We start from the raw sequence: 26,026 nt of genomic DNA on the forward strand, positions 1-26,026 counted from the left end.
CCCCTGACTTCCGAAGCGTGTGCCGAAAAGCTAAGCGGTGCGCGAGGAAGCCGCCGCGCAGGCGAGGACCGGGAGCTGGGTGGGTGAGACCAGGAAGAGCGGTGACCAGTCCGGGCAGACCAGGCGGACGCCGGCCGTCAGGCCGTGCAGGCGGGCCCGGTGCGACCCCTTGAGCTCGACCCGGTCCAGCCGGTACGGGGAGGCCAGGGTGATCGCCGGGCGGCCCTGGCGCTGCCAGCGGAAGGTCACCGGGCCGCCGGGGCGTTCGGAGCTGAGCAGGAGTTCACCGGTCTCGGCGGCGTCCATCTCACGGCGGACCGCGGGCACCCGCAGCGCCCCGCCGGAGGCCAGTACGACGGCGCCGTCCACGGCGGCCGCCGCACGTCGGAACGGCCGGGCCAACTGCGCCGTGAGCTGGACCATCGTGACTCCTCCCGGGGGCAGCACGGAGCTGTGGCACCGGACGTTAGCAGGAGTCCGGCCCGGTTGAGGAGATCCGGAAACGAAGTCTTCACATGACGGCAGGTCAGCCCGAGAGGGCTCGCTGCGGCGTGTCGGCCACGGCCGGCAGCGGGGCGAGGGCGGCGGCCCGGTTCTGCCGGAGCCGCCGCAGGGCGTCCCAGCTGAGCATCAGCAGCGCGACCCAGACCAGGGCGAAACCGGCCCAGCGGGCGGGCGGCATCTGCTCGTGGAAGACGGTGATCCCGAGCAGGAACTGGAGCACCGGCGCCAGGTACTGGAGCAGTCCGAGCGTGCTCAGCGGGACCCGCAGGGCCGCCGCGCCGAAGCAGAGCAGCGGGATCGCGGTGATCACCCCGCTGAGCATCAGCAGGCCGGAGTGGCCCCAGCCGGCCACCAGGAAGCTGCCCTGGCCCCTGACTGCCAGCCAGATCAGGAAGCCGACCGCGAACGGGAACATCACGGCGCTCTCCAGCGCGAAGCTCTCCAGGCCGCCGAGCGCGACCTTCTTCTTCAGCAGGCCGTAGGTGCCGAAGGAGAAGGCGAGGGTGAGCGCGATCCAGGGCAGCCGCCCGTAGCCGACGGTGAGCACCACCACGGCGGCCACCCCGACGCCGACCGCCACCCACTGGGCGGTGCGCAGCCGTTCGCGCAGCAGCAGGACACCGAAGGCGATGGTCACCAGCGGGTTGATGAAGTACCCGAGGCTGGTCTCCACCACGTGGCCGGAGTTCACTCCCCAGATGTAGACGCCCCAGTTGACCGAGATCGTCAGGGCGGCCAGCACCGAGAGCGCGAGCCTGCGCGGCTGAGCGAGCAGCGGCCTGATCCAGGCCCACCGGCGCTGGATCAGCAGCATCAGGGCGACGGCCACCAGTGACCAGGTCATCCGGTTGGCCAGGATGTCGGCCGCGCCGCTGGGTTCCAGCAGCGGCCAGAACAGTGGGAAGAGCCCCCAGATCCCGTACGCGGCCACGCCGTAGCCGATCCCGTTGCCGCTACCGGCCTGCTGCTGTATCGCCATCGACCGGCCGCCCTCCGCGCACGCTGCTATCCGGTCGAAGGTAGCGGCACGGAGGGTGGGCTGTCATCTCCGTATCAGGGTTTCACTCATGACATGTCAGATCGGTCAGACAGCGGCGGCGACGGTCTCCGCCAGCGGGGTGGTCGGACGGCCGATCAGCTTGCTCAGCTCGCCCTGGTGCCGGGCCAGCTCGCCCCGGGCGATCGCGGCGTCCACCTCGACCAGGATCGCGGCGAAGCCCTCGGGCAGACCCGCGCCGACCAGGACGGCCTGGTGCTGCTCGGCCGGCACGTCGCGGTACTCCACCGGCTTGCCCGAGGCGGCGGCCAGCGCGGCCGCGTACTCCGAGAAGCTCCAGGCCACGTCGCCGCTGAGCTCGTACACCCGGTTCTCGTGGCCCTCGCCGGTCAGCACCTCGACGGCCGCGTCGGCGTAGTCGCGGCGGGTGGCGGTGGCGATCCGGGCGTCGCCGTTGCTGCCGACCACCGCGCCGTGCTGCAGGGCGACGGCGGCGTTGGCGGTGTAGTTCTCGGTGTACCAGCCGTTGCGCAGGAAGACGTACGGCAGACCGGAGGCCAGGATGGCCGCCTCGGTGCCCTTGTGGTCGTCGGCCAGCGCGAAGTTGGCGTCGTCGCCGCCCAGGATCCCGGTGTACGCGAGCAGCGTGACCTCCGCCGCCTTCGCCGCCTCGACCACGGCGGTGTGCTGCGGGATCCGGGCCCCGACCGCGTTGCCCGAGATCAGCAGCACCTTGTCACCGGCCCCGAAGGCGGCCGCCAGCGTCTCGGGCCGGTCGTAGTCGACCACCCGGACGTCGACGCCCTGGGCGGCCCAGTCGGCGGCCTTCTCGGCCGAGCGGACGGCGACCGCGATCTCGGCGGCGGGGACCTTGGCCAGCAGGCCCTCGACGACCAGGCGGCCGAGCTGTCCGGTGGCTCCGGCGACGACGATCATGATGTTCTCCCTGCGGTGAGCTCTTGTGCTGACAGCACTCACCGTATGTACTGGACTTACCAATCGGAAGTACGCACCTTGAAGTAGGGTACTGACATGAAGGTAAGCGTCGAGCAGCTGCAGCACCCGCCGGACGTCAACGACCGGATGTGCCCGTCCCGGGGCGTGCTGGAGCACGTCACCAGCCGCTGGGGCGTCCTGGTGCTGATCGCGCTGGCCGAGCGCGAGTACCGGTTCAGCGAGCTGCGCCGCCGGGTCGCCGGAGTCAGCGAGAAGATGCTCGCCCAGACCCTGCAGAACCTGGAGCGGGACGGCTTCGTGCACCGCGAGGCGCACCCCGTGATCCCGCCCCGGGTCGACTACCGGCTCACCCCGCTCGGCGTCGAGGCCGCCGAGCTGGTCGGCGGCCTCGCGCACTGGGTCGAGCGGCACACCCCCACCGTGCTGGCGACCCGGCTGGTGTACGACGCCGCCCGCTGACCCCATGGCGGGGCCGGCGGGCGGCGGGAGGGGTCAGGCCACCGTCCAGGTGTCCTTGCCGGTCAGCAGGGCACCCAGGTCGCCCGGGCCGCGCTGCTCGACGGCCTGGTCGAGCTGATCGCTCATCAGGTCGTCGTAGACCGGCCGTTCGACCGAGCGGAGCACGCCGATCGGGGTGTGGTGGAGCGTGTCGGCGTCGGCGATCCGGGACAGCGCGAAGGCCAGTGCCGGGTTGGGGTGGTGCGCGTCGTGCACCAGCACCTCCGCCCGGTTCTCCTCGGTGAGTTCGGCGACGTACAGCTCACCGACCGGGTCCCGGAAGACGCCCCGGCCGGCGAAGGTGACCGGCTGCCCGTGCTCCAGCCGGATCAGCGCCTCGTCCCTGGTGCCCGGGTCCTTGAGCACCTCGAAGGCGTTGTCGTTGAAGATGTTGCAGTTCTGGTAGATCTCCACCAGCGCGGTGCCCTGGTGCTCGGCGGCCGCCCGGAGCACCGACTGCAGGTGCTGGCGGTCCGAGTCGATGGTCCGGGCGACGAAGGTGGCCTCGGCGCCGATCGCCAGCGAGAGCGGGTTGAACGGGTGGTCCAGCGAGCCCATCGGGGTGGACTTGGTGATCTTCCCGACCTCGCTGGTAGGCGAGTACTGACCCTTGGTCAGGCCGTAGATCCGGTTGTTGAACAGCAGGATCTTCAGGTTGACGTTCCGTCGCAGCGCGTGGATCAGGTGGTTGCCGCCGATCGACAGCGCGTCGCCGTCACCCGTCACCACCCAGACCGACAGGTCCCGCCGGGAGGCCGCCAGGCCGGTGGCGATCGCCGGGGCGCGGCCGTGGATCGAGTGCATCCCGTAGGTGTTCATGTAGTACGGGAAGCGCGAGGAGCAGCCGATGCCGGAGACGAAGACCGTGTTCTCCCGCTTGATGCCCAGCTCGGGCATGAAGGCCTGGACGGCGGCCAGGATCGCGTAGTCCCCGCAGCCCGGGCACCAGCGCACCTCCTGGTCGGTCTTGAACTCCTTGGCGGTCTGCAGCGCCTCGGCCTTGGGGACCAGTCGAAGGCTCTCCATCACTTCTCCTCCAGAGTGCCGATGGCGGCGAACAGCACGTCGGCCAGCTGCGCCGCCTTGAACGGCAGCCCGCGCACCTGGTTGTAGGACTCGGCGTCCACCAGGTACTTGGCCCGCAGCAGCAGCGCGAGCTGACCGAGGTTCATCTCCGGCACGATCACCTTGTCGTACGCCTTGAGGATCGAACCCAGGTTCGCCGGGAAGGGGTTGAGGTGCCGCAGGTGGGTCTGCGCCACCTCGCCGCCGTCGGCCCGCACCCGCCGGACGGCCGCGGTGATCGGCCCGTAGGTGGAGCCCCAGCCGAGCACCAGCACCCGGGCGCTGCCCGACGGGTCGTCAACCTCCAGGTCCGGTACGTCGATTCCGTCGATCTTGGCCTGCCGGGTGCGGACCATGAAGTCGTGGTTGGCCGGGTCGTAGGAGATGTTCCCGGTGCCGTCCTGCTTCTCGATCCCGCCGATCCGGTGCTCCAGGCCCGCGGTGCCGGGCACCGCCCACGGGCGGGCCAGCGTGGCCGGGTCGCGCTGGTACGGCCAGAACTCGCCGTCGTGGTTCGGGCCGGTGGCGAAGTCCGGGTCGATGGACGGGAGTTCGCCCACCGCCGGGATCCGCCAGGGCTCCGATCCGTTGGCCAGGTAGCCGTCGCTGAGCAGGAAGACCGGGGTGCGGTAGGTGACCGCGATCCGGGCCGCCTCCAGCGCCGCGTCGAAGCAGTCGGCCGGCGTGGCGGGCGCCACGATCGGCACCGGAGCCTCACCGTTGCGGCCGAACATCGCCTGCAGCAGGTCGGCCTGCTCGGTCTTGGTCGGCAGGCCGGTGGACGGGCCGCCGCGCTGGATGTCGACCACCAGCAGCGGGAGTTCGAGCGAGACCGCGAGGCCGATGGTCTCCGACTTCAGCGCCACGCCGGGCCCCGAGGTGGTGGTGACGCCCAGTGCCCCGCCGAAGGCGGCGCCGAGCGCGGCGCCGATGCCGGCGATCTCGTCCTCGGCCTGGAAGGTCCGGACCCCGAAGTTCTTGTGCCTGGACAGCTCGTGCAGGATGTCCGAGGCAGGGGTGATCGGGTAGGAGCCGAGGAAGATCGGCAGCCCGGAGCGCTGCCCGGCCGCGATCAGCCCGTAGGACAGCGCGAGGTTGCCGGAGATGTTCCGGTAGGTGCCGAGCGGCAGCCGGGCCGGGGCCACCTCGTAGGAGACCGCGAAGTCCTCGGTGGTCTCGCCGAAGTTCCAACCCGCCCGGAACGCCACGATGTTGGCCTCGGCGATCTCTGGCTTCTTGGCGAACTTCTGCCGCAGGAACGTCTCCGTCCCGTGCGTGGGCCGGTGGTACATCCAGGACAGCAGCCCGAGCGCGAACATGTTCTTCGCCCGCTCGGCGTCCTTGCGGGCCAGTCCCGAGTCCTTGAGCGCCTCCAGGGTGAGCGCCGTCAGCGGCACCCGGTGCACGTGGTACGCCTCCAGCGAGCCGTCGCCCAGCGGATCGGCGGCGTAGCCGACCTTGGCCAGCGCGCGCTTGGTGAACTCGTCGGTGTTGGCGATGATCTCGGCGCCGCGCGGCAGGTCGCCCAGGTTGGCCTTGAGCGCCGCCGGGTTCATCGCGACCAGCACGTTCGGCGCGTCGCCCGGGGTGAGGATGTCGTGGTCGGCGAAGTGCAGCTGGAACGACGACACACCCGGCAGCGTCCCGGCGGGGGCCCGGATCTCGGCCGGGAAGTTCGGCAGCGTCGAGAGGTCGTTGCCGAACGAGGCCGTCTCCGAGGTGAAGCGGTCACCGGTGAGCTGCATGCCGTCACCGGAGTCCCCGGCGAACCGGATGATCACCCGGTCAACCCGCCGGATCGGCTTCGCGGGGCGCTGCCGCGCGCCCGGGGGCGGGACCGGCCCCGAGCGGCCCTCGCCGCCGTCCGAGCCGTCCACTGCCTCTGCCTGATCCACCTGACTGGTCACTGCCGCGGACCTCCTCGTGGGCGCCAGCCGCGGGCGTGAGCCGTGTGCCCCGTCCGCGTGGTGCACTGCTTCGCATCCTAGGCGGCGGGACCCCGACCGGGCCGGAACTTAGGGTCAACGGCGGGGCCTCCACCGGTACACAACGTTGACGTCAGGGGTCTCCATACCCCCCGCAGGGGTGGCCCGGGTCGGGACGTGTCAGGACTGCAGATACGTCAGCACGGCCAGCACCCGGCGGTGGTCCTCCGGGCTCTGGCCCAGGCCCAGCTTGAGGAAGATGTTGCTGACGTGCTTCTCCACCGCGCCGTCCGAGACCACCAGCTGCCGGGCCACCGCGGCGTTGGTCCGCCCCTCGGCCATCAGCCCGAGCACCTCGCGCTCGCGCGGGGTCAGCCCGGCCAGCACGTCACCCTTCCGGCTGCGGCTGAGCAGCTGCTGCACCACCTCCGGGTCCAGCGCGGTGCCGCCGTCGGCGACCCGGACCACCGCGTCGACGAACTCCCGCACCTCGGCGACCCGGTCCTTGAGCAGGTAGCCGACGCCCCGGGTGGAGCCGGCCAGCAGCTCGCTCGCGTACTTCTCCTCGACGTACTGGGAGAGCACCAGCACCCCCACCGCCGGGTACAGACCGCGCAGCGTGACGCAGGCCCTGATGCCCTCGTCGGTGTGGGTCGGCGGCATCCGGACGTCGGCCACCACCACGTCGGGCAGCGCGTCGATGGCGGCCAGCTCCTGCACGGTGCGGACCAGCGCCTCGCCGTCCCCGACGCCCGCGACCACCTCCAGGCCCCGGTCGGTGAGCAGCCTGGTCAGACCCTCGCGCAGCAGTACGGAGTCCTCGGCGATGACGACACGGAGCATGACGGCCTTTCGGGCAGACGGACCGGACGGCGTCCAGTCTCCCGCATCCGACGGTCCGTCATATCGCGGGCCCCGGTCACATCGTGCGGATGGCCACCGCGTCGCACAGGCCCTGCAGGGCCGCCTTGGCCGGGCAGTCCGGCAGCGGTGCGAGCAGCGCGCGGGCCTCCTCGGCGTAGCGCAGGGTGTCCCGGCGGGCGCGCTCCAGCGCCGGGTGCCGGCGCAGCAGCTTGAGCGCCTCGGCGTGCAGCTCGTCGTCGGCCGCCAGGTCGAAGGTGAGCAGCTCGCGCAGCCGGAGGTCCTCGGGGTCGGCCTCGTCCACCGGCATCTGCTGGAGCAGCAGGATCGGCAGCGTCGGGACGCCCTCGCGCAGGTCGGTGCCGGGGGTCTTGCCGGACTCGTGGCCGTCGCTGGCGATGTCCAGCACGTCGTCGGCGAGCTGGAACGCGGTGCCCATCCGCTCGCCGTACTGGCGGAGGATCTCGACCGCCTCCGGGGTGGCCCCGGACATCAGCGCGCCGAGGTGGCAGGCGACCGCGACCAGCGAGCCGGTCTTGCCCGCGATCACGTCCAGGTAGTGCTGAAGCGGGTCGTCCTCGGGGCGCGGGCCGGCGGTCTCCAGGATCTGACCGGTCACCAGCCGCTCGAAGGCGTCGGCCTGCAGGCGGACCGCCGCCGGGCCGAGGTCGGCCAGCACCTGGGAGGCGCGGGAGAACAGGAAGTCACCGGTCAGGATGGCGACCGAGTTGTCCCAGCGGGAGTTGGCGCTCGGCGCACCCCGGCGGACGGGGGCCTCGTCCATCACGTCGTCGTGGTACAGCGTGGCCAGGTGGGTCAGCTCGACCACCACGGCGGCGGGGACCACACCGGGCGCGTACGGGTCGCCGAACTGGGCGGCCAGCATGACCAGCAGCGGGCGGAAGCGCTTGCCGCCGGCCTCGATCAGGTGGCTCGCGGTGACGGTGATGAACGGGACGTCGCTCTTGACCGTCTCGGTCAGGGACGCCTCGACGGCATCCATGCCGGCCTGGACGTCGCTGGTCAGATCGCGGTCCTGCACGCTCAGCCCGAAGGGCCCCACGACGGTCACGCAGACCACTCCTGTCCCTGGTCGATTCGCGGCCCGGTCCCTGAGTGCCGCCGCTGGCCTACTAGGAGGGTATCCGGTCGCGAGTGGATCACTGCACGGGCGTGCGGGTGTGCGCGCGGGTGTGCACGGAACAGGGCCCGCAGCCTGCGGCTACGGGCCCTGCCGGGATGACTCAACGCGTGAAGACCGAGGCCGAGGTGGCCAGGTCGAGGAAGTACTGCGGGGCCAGTCCGAGCACCAGGGTGACCAGCACGCCGACCGCGATCGCGGTGCTGGTGAGCACGCTGGGCACGGCCACGGCGGGCCCGCCCGGGCGCGGGTCGGAGAAGAACATCAGCACGATCACGCGGATGTAGAAGAAGGCCGCGACGGCCGAGCTGAGCACACCGACGATCACCAGCGGCGTGGCGCCACCGGCCGCCGCCGCCTGGAACACCGCGAACTTGCCGGTGAACCCGGAGGTCAGCGGGATACCGGCGAAGGCCAGCAGGAAGAGCGCGAAGACCGCCGCCAGCAGCGGCGAGCGCCGGCCCAGCCCGGCCCAGCTGGAGAGGTGGGTGGCCTCGCCCTTGGAGTCGCGCACCAGGGTCACCACCGCGAACGCGCCGAGGGTGACGAAGGAGTACGCGGCCAGGTAGAAGAGGACCGCCCCGACGCCCTGCTTGTTGGAGGCGATCACCCCGGTCAGGATGAAGCCGGCGTGCGCGATCGAGGAGTACGCCAGCAGCCGCTTGACGTCCTGCTGGGTGACCGCCAGCACCGCGCCGACCACCATGGTCAGGATCGCCACGCCCCACATGACGGGCCGCCAGTCCCAGCGCAGGCCGGGAAAGGCCACGTAGAACAGCCGGAGGAAGGCCCCGAAGGCGGCCGTCTTGGTGGCCGCGGCCATGAAGCCGGTGACCGGGGTCGGCGCGCCCTGGTAGACGTCCGGGGTCCAGGAGTGGAACGGCACCGCGCCGACCTTGAAGAGCAGGCCGACCGAGAGCATCGCCAGGCCGATCAGCAGCAGCGCGTCGTTCTGGGTGGAGCCCGCCAGCGCGGGGGTGACCTGGGCGACCCCCGACACCACGTCGGCGATCTCGCCGAGCCGGACGGTGCCCGCGTAGCCGTACAGCAGCGCGATGCCGAACAGGAAGAAGGCCGAGGCGAAGGCGCCCAGCAGGAAGTACTTGACCGCCGCCTCCTGGGAGAGCAGCCGGCGGCGCCGGGCCAGCGCGCAGAGCAGGTAGAGCGGGAGGGAGAAGACCTCCAGCGCGATGAACATGGTCAGCAGGTCGTTGGCGGCCGGGAAGAGCAGCATGCCGCCGACCGCGAACAGGGTGAGCGGGAAGACCTCGGTGGAGGCGAACCCGGCCCGGGTGGCCTGCCGCTCCTGCTCGCTGCCGGGGACGGCCGCGCCCTGCGGGGCGAAGGCGTCCACCGCGTTGCCGTTCAGCCTCGGCTCCAGCCGGCGCTCGGCGTAGGTGAGCACGGCCACCGCGGCGGAGAGCAGGATGACGCCCTGCAGGAACAGCGCGGGGCCGTCGATGGCCACCGCGCCCATCGCCAGCAGCCCGGCCTCGGTGGTGGCGTGGCCCTGGGCGGCCAGCACCACCACGGCGCCGAACGAGGCCGCCAGACCGAGCAGCGCGATGGTCAGCTGGGCGCCGTACCGGGCCCGGCGCGGCAGGAACGCCTCGGCCAGGACGCCGAGCAGGGCGGCGCCGAAGACGATCAGCATCGGCGAGAGCTGCCCGTACTCGATGTGCGGGGCCGGGATGCTGGGGCTGTTGCCGCCCGCGGCGGCGAGCCAACCGCTCACTTGTGCTCACCTCCGGTGGTGGCGGCGACCGGGTGGGCCGGTGCCGGGTCGGTCTGCTGGACCTGGGACTGGGTGGCGTCCACGGTCGGGTTGACCAGGTCGGTGAGCGGCTTGGGGTAGACGCCCAGCAGGATGGTCAGCGCCACCAGCGGGGCCACCACGGCCAGTTCACGGACCTTCAGGTCCGCCATGCCCGCCACGCCCTCCTTGACCGGACCGGTCATGGTGCGTTGGTAGAGCAGCAGCGCGTACAGCGCGGCCAGCACGATGCCCAGGGTGGCGATGATCCCGATCACCGGGTACTTGGCGAAGGTGCCCACCAGGACCAGGAACTCGCTGACGAATGGGGCAAGTCCCGGCAGCGAGAGGGTGGCCAGACCACCGATCAGGAAGGTGCCGGCCAGCACCGGGGCGACCTTCTGCACCCCGCCGAAGTCGCTGATCAGGCGCGAGCCCCGACGGGAGATCAGGAAGCCCGCGACCAGCATCCAGGCGGCGGTGGAGATGCCGTGGTTCACCATGTAGAGGGTGGCACCGCTCTGCGCCTGGGTGGTGAAGGCGAAGATGCCCATGATGATGAAGCCGAAGTGCGAGATCGAGGCGTACGCGACCAGCCGCTTGATGTCCTTCTGGCCGACCGCCAGCAGCGCGCCGTAGACGATCCCGATCAGGGCCAGCACCAGGATCACCGGACCGAAGGTGGTGGACGCCTCCGGGAACAGGCCCAGGCAGAACCGCAGCATCGCGAAGGTGCCGACCTTGTCGACAACGGCCGTGATCAGCACGGCCGTTCCGGCGGTGGCCTCGCCCATCGCGTTCGGCAGCCAGGTGTGCAGCGGCCAGAGCGGGGCCTTGACCGCGAAGGCGAAGAAGAAGCCCAGGAAGAGCGCCTTCTCGGCGGTCGGGTCGATCACCAGCTTGCCGCTCGCGATCGCGTCGGTCAGGGTCGGCAGGTCGAAGGTGGCCAGGCCCTGCCCGGAGGCGATCACGTACAGCCCGATCACGGCGGCCAGCATGACCAGCCCGCCGAGCAGGTTGTAGAGCAGGAACTTGACGGCGGCGTACGAGCGTTGGGCGCTCGCGTCCGGACCGCCGGCCCGGTCGCCGAAGCCGCCGATCAGGAAGTACATCGGGATCAGCATGGCTTCGAAGAAGACGTAGAACACGAAGACGTCGGTGGCCAGGAAGGACACCACCACCATCGCCTCGACCGCCAGCACCAGGGCGAAGAAGCCCTGGGTGCGACGGAGGTTCTCGAAGGTGCCGTCCGGGTTCTGGATCGGCTCGGCGTCGTGCCAGGAGGCCAGCAGCACGATCGGCACCAGCACCGCGGTGAGCAGCACGAGGACCGCGCCGATCCCGTCCACGCCGAGCGAGAAGCTGATCCCGAAGGACCTGATCCAGCTGTACGACTCGGTCAACTGGTAGCGGGCGCCGCCTGGTTCGTACCGGACGGCGACCAGCACGGCCAGCACCAGGGTGGCCGTCGAGACGGCCATCGCGGTGAGCTTCGCCGTCCGGCGGCGGGCCTCGGTGGTGCCGCCCGGCAGCGCCGCGGTGAGCACCGCCCCGGCGGCCGGGACGGCACAGGTGGCGGTCAGCAGGTAGCTCATCGCCGTACCTCCCTTGTGACGTGACGGGACATCAGACGGACCTCATCAGCAGAGTGGTGGCGACCAGCACCAGGGTGCCGCCGAACATCGAGAGCGCGTACGTCCGGACGTAGCCGGTCTGGATCCGGCGCAGGCGGCCCGAGATGCCGCCGATCGCGGCGGCCAGGCCGTTCACGAAGCCGTCCACCGCCTTGCTGTCCAGGTAGACCAGCGAGGCGGTCAGCGCGGAGCCGGGGCGGACCAGCACGGCGTGGTTGAAGTCGTCCTGGAGCAGGTCGCGGCGGGCCGCCCGGGTGAGCAGCGAGCCGACCGGTGCGACCACCGGGACCTGCGAGCGGCCGTACATCAGCCAGGACAGCAGCACGCCGCCGGCCACGCAGACCGAGGTGAGCACGGTGACCGTGGCGGCGTTCAACGGCGAGTGGCCGTGCGCCAGTCCGGTGACCGGCTCCAGCCAGCCGACGAAGGACTCGTTGAAGGCGAACAGCCCACCGGCGAAGACCGAGCCGAAGGCCAGCACGACCATCGGCAGCGTCATGCTCGCCGGGGACTCGTGCGGGTGCGGCTCGTGGCCCTCCGCGTCCGGCTGCCAGCGCTTCTCGCCGAAGAAGGTCAGGATCATCACCCGGGTCATGTAGAACGCGGTGACGGCCGCGCCGACCAGGGTGCAGACGCCGAGGATCCAGCCCTCGGTGCCGCCCTTGGCGAACGCCGCCTCGATGATCTGGTCCTTGGAGAAGAAGCCGGACAGACCCGGGAAGCCGATGATCGCCAGGTAGCCGAGGCCGAAGGTGACGAAGGTGACCGGCATGAACTTCCGCAGGCCGCCGTAGTGCCGCATGTTCACCTCGTCGTTCATGCCGTGCATGACCGACCCGGCGCCGAGGAACAGCCCGGCCTTGAAGAAGCCGTGCGTCACCAGGTGCATGATGGCGAAGGCGTAGCCGATCGGGCCGAGGCCCGCGGCCAGCACCATGTAGCCGATCTGCGACATGGTCGAGCCGGCCAGCGCCTTCTTGATGTCGTCCTTGGCACAACCGACGATCGCACCGAACAGCAGCGTCACCGCGCCGACCACCACGACCACGGTCTGGGCGTCGGGGGCCAGGTTGAAGATCACGCTGGACCGGGTGATCAGGTAGACCCCGGCGGTCACCATGGTGGCCGCGTGGATCAGGGCCGAGACCGGGGTCGGGCCCTCCATCGCGTCCCCGAGCCAGGACTGCAGCGGCACCTGGGCGGACTTGCCGCAGGCGGCCAGCAGCAGCATCAGCGCGATCGCGGTGAGCTTGCCCTCGCTCGCCTGGTCGGCGGTGCCGAAGACCCCGGCGAAGGTGACGTCACCGAACTCGGTGAACATCAGCATGATGCCGATCGACAGCCCGAGGTCGCCGACCCGGTTGACCAGGAAGGCCTTCTTGGCGGCCACCGCGGCGCTCGGCTTGTGCTGCCAGAACCCGATCAGCAGGTACGAGGCCAGCCCGACGCCCTCCCAACCCGCGTACAGCAGCAGGTAGTTGTCCGCCAGCACGAGCAGCAGCATGGCGGCCAGGAAGAGGTTCAGATAGGCGAAGAAGCGACGGCGGCGCGGGTCGTGCGCCATGTAGCCCATCGAGTAGATGTGGATCAGCGTGCCGACACCGGTGATCAACAGCACGAAGGTGACGGACAGTTGGTCCAGCTGGAAGGCGATGTCGGCCTTGAAGCCACCGACCTCGATCCAGGTGAAGAGGCGCTGGGAGACCGAGCGGTGTTCGGCCTCCCGGCCCAGCATGTCCGAGAACAGTGCCAGGCCGAGCCCGAACGAGGTGGCGGCCAGCGCGGTGCCGAGCCAGTGCCCGTGGCGGTCGAACAGGCGACCGCCGAGCAGCAGCAGGGCAGCACCGAGCAACGGGGCCGCCACGAGCAGCGGAATGAGTGAGTTCACCGTGGGCCCTCCGCCTACAGCTTCATCAGGTTGCTGTCATCGACCGAAGCCGAGTGCCTGGACCGGAAGATGGACACGATGATGGCGAGGCCGACCACGACCTCGGCCGCGGCGACCACCATGGTGAAGAAGGCGATGATCTGGCCGTCCAGGTTGCCGTGCATCCGGGAGAAGGTGACCAGCGCCAGGTTCGAGGCGTTGAGCATCAGCTCGACGCACATGAAGAGCACGATCGCGTTCCGCCGGATCAGCACGCCGGAGGCACCGATGGTGAACAACAGGGCCGCGAGGTAGAGGTAGTTGACGGGGTTCACGCCTGCTCCTCCGGCTCGGGCTTGGTCTTCGGCGTGGTCTCCAGCGCCTTGCGCGGGCCCGCCACCGGCGGCCGGGCCGACGGCGCGCGGCCCAGCCAGTCGGCGGTGCTCGCCTCCAGCTCAGCCATCCGGTCCAGCATGTCGCGGCTGACGTCGCGGATCTGGCCGCGCTCGCGCAGCGTGTTCATCACCGAGTCCTCGCTGACGGTGCCGTCCGGCAGCAGGGCCGGAATGTCCACCGCGTTGTGCCGGGCGTACACGCCGGGGGCGGGCAGCGGCGGCAGCTGGATGTTGTCCTTGACCCGCTGGGCGGCCAGCTGACGCTGGGTCAGCGGGGCCCGGACGTGCTCACGGTGGGTCAGCACCATCGCGCCGATCGCCGCGGTGATCAGCAGCGCGCCGGTCAGCTCGAAGGCCCAGACGTAGTCGGTGAACAGCAGCCGGGCCAGGCCCTGCACGTTGCCCTCGGCGTTCGCCTCGGTCAGGCCGGCGAAAGTGGAGAGCTTGGCGTTGGCGATGCCGGCGATCAGCAGCACGCCGAAGCCGAGGCCGCAGAGCACGGCGGCGATCCGCTGGCCCTTCAGCTGCTCCTTGAGCGAGTCGGCGCTCGTCACACCGACCAGCATCACCACGAACAGGAAGAGCATCATGATCGCGCCGGTGTAGACCACGATCTGCACCACACCCAGGAAGACCGCGCCCTGGGCGAAGTAACAGACCGCCAGCGCCATCATGGTGGCGGCCAGGCAGAGTGCGCTGTGCACCGCCTTCTTGCTCAGCAGCATGCCGAGCGCGCCGCCGACCGCGAGTACGGCGATGACCCAGAACTGGACCGCCTCTCCGGTGGACGTCATCCCTGCACCTCCCGCTCCCGGTCGTGCTTCTCCTGCTGGACGGTGCCGGGTGCCGCCTGGGTGATCTCCCCCAGGTAGTAGGCGCTCTCGTCGGCGCCCGGGTAGTAGGCGTGCGGGCTGTCCACCATGCCCTCGGTGAGCCCCACCAGCAGCTGCTCCTTGGTGAAGATCAGGTCGGCCCGGGAGGAGTCGGCCAGCTCGTACTCGTTGGTCATGGTGAGCGCCCGGGTCGGGCAGGCCTCGATGCACAGGCCGCAGAGGATGCAGCGGGCGTAGTTGATCTGGTACACCGCGCCGTACCGCTCGCCCGGCGAGTAGCGCTCCTCGTCGGTGTTGTCGGCGCCCTCGACGTAGATCGCGTCGGCCGGACAGGCCCAGGCGCAGAGCTCGCAGCCGACGCACTTCTCCAGGCCGTCCGGGTGCCGGTTCAGCTGGTGACGGCCGTGGAAGCGCGGAGCGGTGGGCTTCTTCTGCTCCGGGTACTGCTCGGTCAGCCGCTTCTTGAACATGGCCTTGAAGGTCACGCCGAAGCCTGCGGCCGGGCCGAGGATCGACCCCTTGTCGGACTCGTCGGACATGGTCAGCTCCCTTCCGGCGAGGAGTGGTTGGCGCCGTTGAGGGCGTCCTGGAGTTTCGGGGCCCGGCTGGGCCGACGCGGTACCGGCGACAGGGTCTGGCCGGGCAGCGGCGGCACCGGGTAACCGTCCGCCATCGGATCGAACTCGGCCGGCTCGACGGCTTCGGTACTCTCCTTCGGCTTGACCAGGTCCCGGATCAGGAAGGCCAGCAGGATCACCACGATCGGCGCGCCGACGTACAGCACCACCTGGCCGAACTGGTAGCCCTCGTTGCGCAGCGCGCGGACGGTGGCCACCATCACCAGCCAGACCAGCGAGACCGGCAGCAGCACCTTCCAGCCCAGCTTCATGAACTGGTCGTACCTGAGCCGGGGCAGCGTGCCGCGCAGCCAGATGAAGAAGAACAGCAGCAGCTGGATCTTGATGGTGATCCAGAGCAGCGGCCACCAACCGTGGTTGGCGCCCTCCCAGAAGGTGGAGATCGGGTACGGAGCCCGCCAGCCGCCCAGGAACAGGGTGGCCGCCACCGCCGAGACGGTGACCATGTTGACGTACTCGGCCAGCATGAACATCGCGAACTTCAGCGAGGAGTACTCGGTGTTGAAGCCGCCGACCAGCTCGCCCTCGGCCTCCGGGAGGTCGAACGGTGCCCGGTTGGTCTCACCCACCATCGCGATGACGTAGATGATGAACGAGACCGGCAGCAGCACCGCGAACCAGGTCGGCTGCTGAGCGGCGACGATCTCCGAGGTGGACATCGAGCCCGAGTAGATGAAGACCGCCGCGAAGGACAGGCCCATCGCGATCTCGTAGCTGATCATCTGCGCCGAGGAGCGCAGCCCGCCGAGCAGCGGGTAGGTCGAGCCGGAGGACCAGCCGGCCAGCACGATCCCGTAGATGCCGACCGAGGCCACCGCCAGGATGTAGAGCAGGGCGATCGGCAGGTCGGTGAGCTGCATCGGGGTCCGGGTGCCGAAGATCGAGATCTCGTTGCCGGCCGGGCCGAGCGGGATCACCGCGAAGGCCATGAAGGCCGGGATCGCCGCGACGATCGGGGCCAGTACGTAGACCACCTTGTCGGCGTTGGTGACCACCAGGTCTTCCTTCAGCGCCAGCTTGATGCCGTCGGCCAGCGACTGCAGCATGCCCCAGGGGCCGTGCCGGTTCGGGCCGATCCGCAGCTGCATCCAGGCGACGACCTTGCGCTCCCAGACGATCGCGATCAGCACCGTGCCGACCAGGAAGGCGAAGACGAAGACCGCCTTGATCAGCACCAGCCACCACGGGTCGTGCCCGAAGAAGCTCAGGGTCTCGGAAGCAGCGAGTGTCATGACTCCTCCGCCGGGGCGATGGTCACCAGGTGGCCGGTGGTGGTGCCGAGGGTGCGGTAGACGCCGCCCGGCGTGGAGTTGAGCGGCAGCCAGACCGTGCGGTCGGGCTGCTCGGGGTTCAGCTCCAGCGGCAGGGTGAGCGAACCGGCCGGGCCGGTGACCCGGAGCGCGGTGGTCGCGCCGATCTCGGCGGCGGTGGCGGGCGAGATCCGGGCCACCGCCGGGTGCCGGGTGTCGGCCAGGTGCTCGTCGCCGATCTGCAGCGTGCCCTGGTCGAGCAGCAGCCGGTGACCGCCGAGCACCGCCTGACCGGCGGCCGGGCGGGGCAGCGGGACGGTGACCGTGCTCGGCGCCGCCGGACGGTCGCCCGTCCAGGGGGCGAAACGGTCCAGCTCCAGCCGGGCGGCCCGGACGTCGGGCAGGCCGATCGGCCGGTCCAGCGCGTCGCTGAGCATGCTCAGCACCCGGACGTCCGAGTGCAGGTGACGGCCCATCAGTTGGTCGGGCTTGATCGCGGTCTCGAACATCCGGACCCGGCCCTCCCAGTCCAGGAAGGTGCCGGTCTTCTCCGCCACGGCGGCCACCGGCAGCACCACGTCGGCGCGTTCGGTCACCGCGGACGGACGGATCTCCAGCGAGACCACGAACCGGACCCGGGCCAGCGCCTCGTCGGCCAGCGCCGGGTCGGCCAGGTCGTCCAGGCCCAGGCCGCCGATCACCAGCGCGTCCAGGTCGCCGTGGGCGGCGGCGGCCAGGATCTGGTCGGTGTCCCGGCCGCTCCTGGACGGGAGTTCGGCTTCGCCCCAGATCGCGGCGGCCTCGCCGCGCGCCTCGGCGGCGGAGACCGGACGGCCGCCGGGCAGCAGGCCGGGCAGCGCACCCGCCTCGACGGCGCCGCGCTCACCGGCCCGGCGCGGCACCCAGGCCAGCTCGGCCCCGGTCGCGGCGGCCAGCCGCAGCGCGGCGGTCAGCCCGCCGGGCACGGTGGCCAGCCGCTCGCCGACCAGGATCACCGCGCCCGCCTGGCGCAGCAGTTGACCGGCCCGCCCGGCGTCGTCACCGAGCGCGGTGTCGTCGGCCAGCGCGGTCAGCCACTCGGCCTCGGTGCCGGGTGCGGCGGGCAGCAGCGCCCCGCGCAGCTTGGTCAGACCCCGGCTGCGGTGACTCGCCACCGCGAAGACCTGGAGCCCGGAGGCCCGGTTGGCCTTGCGCAGCCGCAGGAAGACGATCGGCGACTCCTCCTCGGGCTCGAAGCCGACCAGCAACGCGGCGGGCGCGGCCTCGAGTGCCTGGTAGGAGAGGCCGGTGCCGTCCAGGTCGACCCCGCGGCCGGCCACGGCGGAGGCCAGGAAGTCGGCCTCCTCGCCGCTCAGCGGGCGGGCCCGGAAGTCCACGTCGTTGGTGCCGAGCGCGACCCGGGCGAACTTGCCGTAGCCGTACGCGTCCTCGACCGTGACCCGGCCACCGGCCAGCACCGCGGCCCTGGCCCCGGCCAGGCCCTGGGCGGCGGCCGCCAGCGCCTCCGGCCAGGAGGCGGCGACCAGCTCACCGTCCTTGCGGACCAGGGGAGTTGACAGCCGGTCGCGCTGCTGGCCGTAGCGGAAGGCGAACCGGCCCTTGTCGCAGTTCCACTCCTCGTTCACCGCCGGGTCCTCGCCCGCCAGCCGGCGGAGCACCTTGCCCCGGCGGTGGTCGGTGCGCTGGGCGCAGCCGGCCGAGCAGTGCTCGCACACGCTCGGCGAGGAGACCAGGTCGAACGGGCGGGAGCGGAACCGGTAGGCGGCCGAGGTGAGCGCGCCGACCGGGCAGATCTGGATGGTGTTGCCGGAGAAGTACGACTCGAAGTCGTCCCCGGCGCCGGTGCCGACCTGCTGCAGCGCGCCGCGCTCCAGCAGTTCGATGAACGGGTCGCCGGCGATCTCCTGGGAGAAGCGGGTGCAGCGGGCGCAGAGCACGCAGCGCTCCCGGTCCAGCAGTACCTGACTGCTCACCGGGACGGGCTTGGCGTAGGTCCGCTTCATGCCCTCGAAGCGGGAGTCGGTCTCGCCGGTGGACATCGCCTGGTTCTGCAGCGGGCACTCGCCGCCCTTGTCGCAGACCGGGCAGTCCAGCGGGTGGTTGATCAGCAGCAGCTCCATCACGCCGCGCTGGGCCTTCTCGGCCACCGGCGAGCTGAGCTGGGTCCGGACCACCATGCCCTCGGTGACCGGGATGGTGCAGGAGGCGACCGGCTTGCGCTGGCCCTCGACCTCCACGATGCACTGCCGGCAGGCCCCGGCCGGGGCGAGCAACGGGTGGTCGCAGAACCGGGGGATCTGGGTGCCGATCTGCTCGGCGGCGCGGATCACCAGGGTGCCCTTGGGCACACTGACCTCGACCCCGTCGATGGTGAGCGTGACCAGGTCGGTGCTGGTCTGCGGCTCGGTCACGGTCATGCGTGCACCTCCCTCTCGGTGGTGGACTCGTGGGCGCTGCGGTCGGCCCAGACGGTGGAGGCCGCCGGGTCGAACGGGCAGCGCCGCTCGCTCAGGTGCTGCTCGTACTCGGCCCGGAAGTGCTGGAGCGAGGAGACGATCGGGCTGGCGGCACCGTCGCCGAGCGCGCAGAACGACTTGCCGTTGATGTTGTCGGCGATGTCGAGCAGCTTCTCCAGATCGCCCGGGACGCCCTGCCCGGCCTCGACCCGCTTGAGCAACTGCACCAGCCAGTACGTGCCTTCGCGGCACGGGGTGCACTTGCCGCAGGACTCGTGGGCGTAGAACTCGGTCCACCGGGTGACCGCGCGGACCACGCAGGTGGTCTCGTCGAAGATCTGCAGCGCCTTGGTGCCCAGCATCGAGCCGGCCGCACCGACGCCCTCGTAGTCCAGCGGGACGTCGAGGTGCTCGTCGGTGAACATCGGGGTGGAACTGCCGCCCGGGGTCCAGAACTTGAGCCGGTGTCCGGCCCGCACTCCCCCGCTGACGTCCAGCAGCTGACGGAGCGTGATGCCGAGCGGCGCCTCGTACTGGCCGGGGTTGGTGACGTGGCCGGAGAGCGAGTAGAGCGTGAAGCCGGGCGACTTCTCGGTGCCCAGCGACTTGAACCACTCGTTGCCCCGGGCCAGGATCGGCGGCACCGAGGCGATCGACTCGACGTTGTTGACCACCGTCGGGCAGGCGTACAGACCGGCGATGGCGGGGAACGGCGGCCGCAGTCGCGGCTGGCCGCGGCGGCCCTCCAGCGAGTCCAGCAGCGCGGTCTCCTCGCCGCAGATGTACGCCCCGGCGCCCGCGTGCACGGTGATGTCCAGGTCGATGCCCGAGCCGAGGATGTTCTTGCCGAGGTACCCGGCCTCGTACGCCTCGGCCACCGCCGCGTGCAACCGCCGCAGGACGGGGACGACTTCACCGCGCAGGTAGATGAAGGCGTGGTCGCAGCGGATCGCGTACGAGGCGATGATCATGCCCTCGATCAGCGAGTGCGGGTTGGCGAACAGCAGCGGGATGTCCTTGCAGGTGCCCGGCTCCGACTCGTCCGCGTTCACCACCAGGTAGTGCGGCTTGCCGTCGTTCTGCGGGATGAACTGCCACTTCATCCCGGTCGGGAAGCCGGCCCCGCCGCGGCCGCGCAGACCGGAGTCCTTGACCAGCGCGATCAGGTCGTCCGGCGCCATCGCCAGCGCGTTGCGCAGGCCCCGGTAGCCGTCGTGGCGGAGGTAGGTGTCCAGCGTCCAGGGGCGGCTGTCGTCCCAGGAGGCGGACAGCACGGGCGAGAGCAGCTTCTCGGCCGGCTCTACGGAGGTCATCACGCTTCCGTCCCTTCGTGCCGGGGGGCCACGACCTTGGCGCCCGGGGTGCCGGGCAGTGCCTCGCCCTTGGCCAGCCGGAGGCCGGCCAGCGAGGGCGCGCCGCCCGCGCCGGAGGCGTCCACCGCGCCGGGGCGCTCGTCCGGGAAGCCGGCCAGGATCCGGGAGGTCTCCTTGAAGGAGCAGAGCCGGGCGCCCCGGGTCGGCCTGGGGTCGTGTCCGGCCCGCAGGTCGTCGACCAACTGCCGGGCGCTGTCCGGGGTCTGGTTGTCGAAGAACTCCCAGTTGACCATCACCACGGGGGCGTAGTCGCAGGCCGCGTTGCACTCGATGTGCTCGATCGAGATCTCGCCGTCGGCGGTGGTCTCGTTGTTCTCGATGCCCAGGTGCTGCTTGAGCTCGTCGAGGATCTGGTCGCCGCCGAGCACCGCGCAGAGCGTGTTGGTGCAGACGCCCACGTGGTACTTCCCGGCGGGCTTCCTGCGGTACATGGTGTAGAAGGTCGCCACCGCGGTCACCTCGGCCGTGGTCAGCTCCAGCTGCTCCGCGCAGAACCGGATACCGGTCGGCGTGACGCAGCCCTCCTCGGCCTGCACCAGGTGCAGCAGCGGCAGCAGGGCGGACCGGGCCACGGGGTAGCGGCCGATCAACTCCTTGGCGTCCGCCGCCAGTCGGGCGTGCACCTCGACCGGGTACGGCTTCGCCGGAAGTGCCGGCATCCCCAGTTGGACGTCACTCACCGGTCCACGCCTCCCATCACCGGGTCGATCCCGGCCACCGCGACGATCACGTCGGCGACCTGGCCGCCCTCGCACATCGCCGCCATCGACTGCAGGTTGGTGAACGAGGGGTCGCGGAAGTGCACCCGGTAGGGCCGGGTACCGCCGTCGCTCACCACGTGCACCCCGAGCTCGCCCTTGGGCGACTCGACCGCCGTGTACGCCTGGCCGGCCGGGACCCGGAAGCCCTCGGTGACCAGCTTGAAGTGGTGGATCAGGGCCTCCATCGAGGTGCCCATGATCTTCCGGATGTGGTCCAGCGAGTTGCCCATGCCGTCGGGGCCGACGGACAGTTGGGCGGGCCAGGCGATCTTCTTGTCCGCCACCATGACCGGCCCGGGCTTCAGCCGGTCCAGGCACTGCTCGACGATCCGCAGCGACTGGTGCATCTCCTCCAGGCGGATCAGGAACCGTCCGTAGGAGTCCGCGCTGTCGGCGGTCGCCACGTCGAACACGTAGTTCTCGTAGCCGCAGTAGGGGTCGGTCTTGCGCAGGTCGTGCGGCAGGCCGGTGGCCCGCAGGATCGGTCCGGTGGCGCCGAGCGCCAGGCAGCCGGCCAGGTCCAGGAAGCCGACGTCGACCAGCCGGGCCTTGAAGATCGGGTTCCCGGTGGCCAGCTTGTCGTACTCGTGCATCCGGGAGCGGAGCAGCTTGACCGCCTCGCGGATCTGGTCCACCGCGCCGGGCGGCAGGTCCTGGGCCAGCCCGCCGGGGCGGACGTAGGCGTGGTTCATCCGCAGGCCGGTGACCAACTCGAAGACGTCCAGGATGAGTTCGCGGTCCCGGAAGCCGTAGATCATCAGCGTCGTGGAGCCGATCTCCATCCCGCCGGTGGCCAGGCAGACCAGGTGCGAGGAGATCCGGTTGAGCTCCATCATCAGCACCCGGATCACGCTGGCCCGGTCCGGGATCTGGTCGGTGATCCCGAGCAGCTTCTCGACCGCGAGGCAGTACGCGGTCTCGTTGAACATCGGGGTCAGGTAGTCCATCCGCGTGACGAACGTGGTGCCCTGGACCCAGTTGCGGTACTCCATGTTCTTCTCGATGCCGGTGTGCAGGTAGCCGATCCCGCACCTGGCCTCGGTCACGGTCTCGCCGTCGATCTCCAGGATCAGGCGCAACACACCGTGGGTGGACGGGTGTTGCGGACCCATGTTGACGATGATCCGCTCGTCGTCGGCCCGGCCGACGGCCTCCACCACCTCGCCCCAGTCACCGCCGGTGACGGTGAAGACCCGGCCCTCGGTGGTCTCCCGGGCTTCTTCGTAATGAGTGGTCATCAGCTGTACGACCTCCGCTGGTCGGGCGCCGGGATCTGGGCGCCCTTGTACTCGACGGGGATGCCGCCGAGCGGGTAGTCCTTGCGCTGCGGGTGGCCGGTCCAGTCGTCCGGCATCATGATCCGGGTGAGCGCCGGGTGGCCCTCGAAGACCAGGCCGAAGAAGTCGTAGGTCTCGCGCTCGTGCCAGTCGTTGGTCGGGTAGACGCTGACCAGCGACGGGATCCGCGGGTCGGCGTCCGGCGCGGTGACCTCCACCCGGAGCAGCCGGGTGTGGGTGATCGAGCGCAGCGGGTAGACCGCGTGCAGCTCGCGCCCGGCGTCGCCCGGGTAGTGCACCCCGTTGACCCCGAGGCAGAGTTCGTAGCGCAGGGCCGGGTCGTCGCGCAGGATCCGGGCCGCCCTGAGCAGGTGCTCGCGGGCGATGTGGAAGGTGAGTTCACCCCGGTCCACCACGGTCTTCTCGATCACCTCGGCCGGGTCGAGCCCCTGCTCCTCCAGCGCGCCCTCGAACTCGTCCGCGACCTCGTCGAAGCCGTGGCCGTACGGGCGGCTGCTGGCGGGCGGCAGCGCGATCGGGGCGGCCAGGCCGCCGAAGCCGGAGGTGTCGCCGCTGCCCTGGGCGCCGAACATGCCCTGGCGCTTGCCGACCACCTCGATGGGGATTTCTTTCCGGGTCGCGGGTACGGGTGTCTGCTCGGTCATCGCAGCAGCCCCCGCATCTCGCTGGTCGGGGTGGCCTCCAGGGCCAGTTCCTCGGCCAGCTCCTCGGCCCGGCGCCGGTTCACGCCCAGCGGCTCGTGCTGGATCTTCTCGTGCAGCTTGAGGATCGCGTCCATCAGCATCTCCGGCCGCGGCGGACAGCCGGGCAGGTAGATGTCGACCGGGACGATGTGGTCCACGCCCTGCACGATCGCGTAGTTGTTGAACATCCCGCCCGAGGAGGCGCAGACGCCCATCGAGATGACCCACTTCGGGTTGGCCATCTGGTCGTACACCTGGCGCAGCACCGGCGCCATCTTCTGGCTCACCCGGCCGGCCACGATCATCAGGTCGGCCTGCCGGGGCGAACCCCGGAAGACCTCCATGCCGAACCGGGCCAGGTCGTAGCGGCCCGCCCCGGTGGTCATCATCTCGATCGCGCAGCAGGCCAGCCCGAAGGTGGCGGGGAACAGCGACGCCTTGCGCACCCACCCCGCCGCCGTCTCGACGCTGGTGAGCAGAAAGCCGCTCGGCAGCTTCTCCTCGATTCCCATCAGATCCCTCTCTGCCTTCTCCAAGTCCGGTGGTTCGCCCTTGTGTTCATGCGTTCACAAGGGGCTGCTCAGTCCCACTCCAGACCGCCGCGGCGCCAGACGTAGGCGTACGCGACGAAGACGGTGGCGATGAACAGGAGCATCTCGACCAACCCGAAGATCCCCAGGGAGTCGAAGCTGACCGCCCAGGGGTAGAGGAAGACGATCTCGATGTCGAAGACGATGAAGAGCATCGCCGTGAGGTAGTACTTGATCGGGAACCGGCCGCCGCCCACGGGCTGCGGGGTCGGTTCGATACCGCACTCGTACGCCTCCAACTTGGCCCGGTTGTAACGCTTCGGGCCGGTCAGTGAGGCCATCACGACGGAGCCGACCGCGAACGCCGCCGCGATGGCACCGAGTACGAGGATCGGCGCGTAGGCATTCATGAGCCCCCGCTCCCTCCGTCCAGTCGTCCTTGACTGCAGATCGGAACTGACGGGTCACGCTGTGGTTGACCCGTGATCCAACCCGTGAGATCACCTCATGTGAGGCAGTTCACAAGGGCTGGAACGAGCGCATCCTATGCCCGTCGGCTTGTGATCTGCGACACGCAGTTCTGGATGATCTTTGTGATCTACGCCACCTCGCAAAGCGCAACCAAGGCACCGGAGTCGTCTTCAATCAACACAGTGCAGGCAAGTGCTCACAAACCGTCGCAATTATCGGTGAAGTGACTGGTCAGGGGGCTCTGCCTATATCAATTGGACTGCGTGCCGAGCAAATTTCAAGGAGCCGGGTTGACGTGATAGTGGATCTCACCCGACCGGGTGGCGACCTCCGAACACTCGCTTGACCTTTCGTTCACAAGCGCACGAACGCCCGGCCCGGCTACCGCCGTTCGCCCCAGACCCGGGCCGCGATGCCGACCCGGTTCCGGACGCCGAGCTTGCGCTGGATGTTGGCCAGGTGGTTCTTGACCGTCCCCGCCGAGATGAAGAGCCGCTCGGCGATCTCGGCGTTGGTCGCCCCGTCCGCCACCAGCCCGGCGAGCTCGCGCTCCCGCGCGGTGAGCGGGTCGACCGGCTCGGGCGCCGGCCCGGTCGCTTCCTGGCCGATCGCTTCCTGGCCGGCCAGCGCACGCAGCAGGCGCACCGTCACCTGCGGGCTGATCAGGGTGTCCCCCGCCATCGCCGCCCGGACCGCCTCCACCAGCAGCGCCGGGCTGGACCGCTTGAGCAGGAAGCCGGCCGCCCCGTTCCGGAGCGCGGCGTGCACGTACTCGTCCAGGTCGAAGGTGGTCACCACGACCACCTTCAGCGGGTCGGCCACCTCCGGCCCGGCCAGCTGCCTGGTCAGCTCCAGACCGTCCAGCTTCGGCATCCGGATGTCCGCCAGCACCACGTCGGGCCGGACCAGCCGGGCCTGTTCGAGCGCCGACGCCCCGTCGGCCGCCTCCGCCACCACGGTCAGGTCGGGCTGGGCGTCCAGGATGATCCGGTACGCGCTGCGGATGTCGTCGTGGTCGTCGGCCAGCAGGATCCTGGTGCTCATGACTGCCCCTCGGTTCGGTCCGACGGCAGCGTCACGGTGACCTGCCAGCCCTGCTCGGTGCGGCCCGCGTGCAGCGTGCCGTCCAGCGCCTCGACCCGGGCGGTCAGTGCGCTCAACCCGTGGCCGCCCCGCCGACGTGGCTGGTGCTCGGCCGCGCCGCCGTCATCGGCGACCGTCAACTCCAGGCTCTTGCCCTGACTGTGACGGAGCGTCACCAGTACGGTCCGGGCCTGCGGAGCATGCCGCCGGACGTTGGTCAGCGCCTCGACCACGATCCGGTGCACGGTGGCCCCGGCCTCCCGGCCGAGCGGCTGCTCCGGCAGGTCGAGCCGGACCGTGGCGGCTCCCGAGGCGGTGAACCGCTCGGCCAGCGCCGGGAGTTCGGCGATACCGGGCTGCGGGCTCCGGCGGGCCCCGGTGTCCTGGTCCGGAGTACGCAGCAGGGCGACCGTCCGGTCCAGTGAGGCGAGCGCCTGCTGACCGGACTGCTCGATCCGCTCCAACACCGCCGCCAGCTCCGGGTGCGGCCCGGCCAGGAAGCCCCCGGCCTGGGCCAGCGCGACCATCCCGCTCACGTCATGGGCCACGAAGTCGTGCAGGTCGTGCGCGAGTTCGAGCTGCTCGGCCCGGCGGGCAGCCGCCACCTCCCGATGGCGGAGCCCGTCCAGCGACCAGAGGTAGCCGCCGATCAGCGCCGCCGCCAGGGCTCCGACCGCGCCGAAACCGAGCAGTCCGACCTGCTCCCAGCCCTCGACCGGGGCCGCGTACCGGAACGGCCAGCAGAGCAGTGCCACCGCCAGGCCCGCGATGGCCACCCCGCCCCGGCCGGTACGCACCGTCACCGTCACCAGGGCCAGCAGACCGGCCAGTTCGACCACCCCGAACAGCCCGGCCGGACCGCCCTCGCCGAAACCGCCCCCGGCCGCTCCGACGGCCGTCAGCCCGAGCGAGACCGCCCCGGCCACCACCGTCGGCCGTGGCCGCCTCGTCCACAGCGCGGCCGCGACCGCGAGCACCGGTACGGCGCTCCCCCACTCCTCGATCATGCGTCCAGCCTAGGTACTGACACCCGACAGCGCCTGTGCCGAACGG

Annotated in this window: 24 protein-coding genes; 1 reads left to right on the plus strand and 23 read right to left on the minus strand. The window is 70.7% G+C overall.

Going from position 1 to position 26,026, the window contains the following annotated elements; genetic code table 11:
- Nucleotides 1–30: 30 nt before the first annotated feature.
- From F4556_RS14580 to F4556_RS14590, 3 genes are all read right to left on the minus strand, one after another.
- A complete protein-coding gene (locus tag F4556_RS14580; RefSeq protein WP_184915266.1) occupies nt 31–423 on the minus strand; it encodes a hypothetical protein in 393 nt (130 codons plus the stop codon).
- A 103-nt stretch (nt 424–526) separates the two neighbouring features.
- Nucleotides 527–1,483, minus strand: a complete 957-nt coding sequence (rarD, locus tag F4556_RS14585; protein ID WP_184915269.1) for an EamA family transporter RarD — start codon at nt 1,481–1,483, stop codon at nt 527–529.
- Between the two features lie 105 nt (nt 1,484–1,588).
- Nucleotides 1,589–2,440: an SDR family oxidoreductase gene (locus F4556_RS14590; RefSeq protein ID WP_184924618.1), complete on the minus strand. Its 852-nt coding sequence runs from the start codon at nt 2,438–2,440 to the stop codon at nt 1,589–1,591.
- Between the two features lie 93 nt (nt 2,441–2,533).
- On the opposite strand from F4556_RS14590, the gene F4556_RS14595 reads away from it, so the two are divergent.
- The gene (locus F4556_RS14595; RefSeq protein WP_184915272.1) at nt 2,534–2,917 is read left to right on the plus strand and encodes a winged helix-turn-helix transcriptional regulator; all 384 of its coding nucleotides are present in this window, start codon (nt 2,534–2,536) and stop codon (nt 2,915–2,917) included.
- 33 nt (nt 2,918–2,950) lie between these two features.
- Here F4556_RS14595 and F4556_RS14600 read toward each other — a convergent pair whose 3' ends face one another.
- The 20 genes from F4556_RS14600 to F4556_RS14695 form a co-directional block, all read right to left on the minus strand.
- The gene (locus F4556_RS14600; RefSeq protein ID WP_184915274.1) at nt 2,951–3,982 is read right to left on the minus strand and encodes a 2-oxoacid:ferredoxin oxidoreductase subunit beta; all 1,032 of its coding nucleotides are present in this window, start codon (nt 3,980–3,982) and stop codon (nt 2,951–2,953) included.
- Nucleotides 3,982–5,928, minus strand: coding sequence for a 2-oxoacid:acceptor oxidoreductase subunit alpha (locus F4556_RS14605; protein WP_184915277.1), 1,947 nt, complete (start codon nt 5,926–5,928; stop codon nt 3,982–3,984). The genes F4556_RS14600 and F4556_RS14605 overlap by 1 nt, the downstream gene beginning before the upstream one ends.
- A gap of 198 nt (nt 5,929–6,126) precedes the next feature.
- The gene (locus F4556_RS14610; protein WP_184915279.1) at nt 6,127–6,789 is read right to left on the minus strand and encodes a response regulator transcription factor; all 663 of its coding nucleotides are present in this window, start codon (nt 6,787–6,789) and stop codon (nt 6,127–6,129) included.
- 76 nt (nt 6,790–6,865) lie between these two features.
- Nucleotides 6,866–7,879 carry a polyprenyl synthetase family protein gene (locus F4556_RS14615; RefSeq protein WP_184915281.1) on the minus strand — a complete coding sequence of 338 codons (1,014 nt, stop codon included), beginning with the start codon at nt 7,877–7,879 and terminating at the stop codon, nt 6,866–6,868.
- 172 nt (nt 7,880–8,051) lie between these two features.
- Complete coding sequence (gene nuoN / locus F4556_RS14620; protein ID WP_184915283.1) at nt 8,052–9,683, minus strand: NADH-quinone oxidoreductase subunit NuoN; 1,632 nt, start codon at nt 9,681–9,683, stop codon at nt 8,052–8,054.
- The gene (locus F4556_RS14625) at nt 9,680–11,296 is read right to left on the minus strand and encodes an NADH-quinone oxidoreductase subunit M (protein ID WP_184915285.1); all 1,617 of its coding nucleotides are present in this window, start codon (nt 11,294–11,296) and stop codon (nt 9,680–9,682) included. The genes nuoN and F4556_RS14625 overlap by 4 nt, the downstream gene beginning before the upstream one ends.
- Before the next feature lie 31 nt (nt 11,297–11,327).
- A complete protein-coding gene (gene nuoL / locus F4556_RS14630) occupies nt 11,328–13,223 on the minus strand; it encodes an NADH-quinone oxidoreductase subunit L (protein ID WP_184915288.1) in 1,896 nt (631 codons plus the stop codon).
- A gap of 14 nt (nt 13,224–13,237) precedes the next feature.
- Nucleotides 13,238–13,537, minus strand: coding sequence for an NADH-quinone oxidoreductase subunit NuoK (nuoK, locus tag F4556_RS14635; protein ID WP_184915291.1), 300 nt, complete (start codon nt 13,535–13,537; stop codon nt 13,238–13,240).
- Entirely contained in the window at nt 13,534–14,391 is an 858-nt protein-coding gene (locus tag F4556_RS14640) for an NADH-quinone oxidoreductase subunit J (protein WP_184915294.1), read from the minus strand. The genes nuoK and F4556_RS14640 overlap by 4 nt, the downstream gene beginning before the upstream one ends.
- Entirely contained in the window at nt 14,388–14,969 is a 582-nt protein-coding gene (gene nuoI / locus F4556_RS14645) for an NADH-quinone oxidoreductase subunit NuoI (protein WP_184915295.1), read from the minus strand. The genes F4556_RS14640 and nuoI overlap by 4 nt, the downstream gene beginning before the upstream one ends.
- A 2-nt stretch (nt 14,970–14,971) precedes the next feature.
- Nucleotides 14,972–16,300: an NADH-quinone oxidoreductase subunit NuoH gene (gene nuoH, locus F4556_RS14650; RefSeq protein ID WP_184915298.1), complete on the minus strand. Its 1,329-nt coding sequence runs from the start codon at nt 16,298–16,300 to the stop codon at nt 14,972–14,974.
- Nucleotides 16,297–18,735 carry an NADH-quinone oxidoreductase subunit G gene (locus F4556_RS14655; RefSeq protein WP_184915301.1) on the minus strand — a complete coding sequence of 813 codons (2,439 nt, stop codon included), beginning with the start codon at nt 18,733–18,735 and terminating at the stop codon, nt 16,297–16,299. Before F4556_RS14655 ends, nuoH begins: the two co-directional genes overlap by 4 nt.
- A complete protein-coding gene (gene nuoF, locus F4556_RS14660) occupies nt 18,732–20,087 on the minus strand; it encodes an NADH-quinone oxidoreductase subunit NuoF (RefSeq protein WP_184915305.1) in 1,356 nt (451 codons plus the stop codon). The genes F4556_RS14655 and nuoF overlap by 4 nt, the downstream gene beginning before the upstream one ends.
- Nucleotides 20,087–20,827 carry an NADH-quinone oxidoreductase subunit NuoE gene (nuoE, locus tag F4556_RS14665; RefSeq protein ID WP_313068307.1) on the minus strand — a complete coding sequence of 247 codons (741 nt, stop codon included), beginning with the start codon at nt 20,825–20,827 and terminating at the stop codon, nt 20,087–20,089. Before nuoE ends, nuoF begins: the two co-directional genes overlap by 1 nt.
- A complete protein-coding gene (locus tag F4556_RS14670) occupies nt 20,824–22,146 on the minus strand; it encodes an NADH-quinone oxidoreductase subunit D (protein WP_184915308.1) in 1,323 nt (440 codons plus the stop codon). The genes nuoE and F4556_RS14670 overlap by 4 nt, the downstream gene beginning before the upstream one ends.
- Nucleotides 22,146–22,850, minus strand: coding sequence for an NADH-quinone oxidoreductase subunit C (locus F4556_RS14675; protein WP_184915310.1), 705 nt, complete (start codon nt 22,848–22,850; stop codon nt 22,146–22,148). The genes F4556_RS14670 and F4556_RS14675 overlap by 1 nt, the downstream gene beginning before the upstream one ends.
- Nucleotides 22,847–23,401: a NuoB/complex I 20 kDa subunit family protein gene (locus tag F4556_RS14680; RefSeq protein ID WP_184915313.1), complete on the minus strand. Its 555-nt coding sequence runs from the start codon at nt 23,399–23,401 to the stop codon at nt 22,847–22,849. The genes F4556_RS14675 and F4556_RS14680 overlap by 4 nt, the downstream gene beginning before the upstream one ends.
- A gap of 68 nt (nt 23,402–23,469) precedes the next feature.
- Nucleotides 23,470–23,829, minus strand: a complete 360-nt coding sequence (locus F4556_RS14685) for an NADH-quinone oxidoreductase subunit A (RefSeq protein ID WP_184915315.1) — start codon at nt 23,827–23,829, stop codon at nt 23,470–23,472.
- Nucleotides 23,830–24,271: 442 nt separating this feature from the next.
- Nucleotides 24,272–24,934 carry a response regulator gene (locus F4556_RS14690; RefSeq protein ID WP_184915318.1) on the minus strand — a complete coding sequence of 221 codons (663 nt, stop codon included), beginning with the start codon at nt 24,932–24,934 and terminating at the stop codon, nt 24,272–24,274.
- A complete protein-coding gene (locus F4556_RS14695) occupies nt 24,931–25,980 on the minus strand; it encodes a sensor histidine kinase (RefSeq protein WP_184915321.1) in 1,050 nt (349 codons plus the stop codon). Before F4556_RS14695 ends, F4556_RS14690 begins: the two co-directional genes overlap by 4 nt.
- Between the last annotated feature and the right edge of the window lie 46 nt (nt 25,981–26,026).

The sequence above is a fragment of the Kitasatospora gansuensis genome (genome assembly GCF_014203705.1).
GTDB lineage: Bacteria > Actinomycetota > Actinomycetes > Streptomycetales > Streptomycetaceae > Kitasatospora > Kitasatospora gansuensis.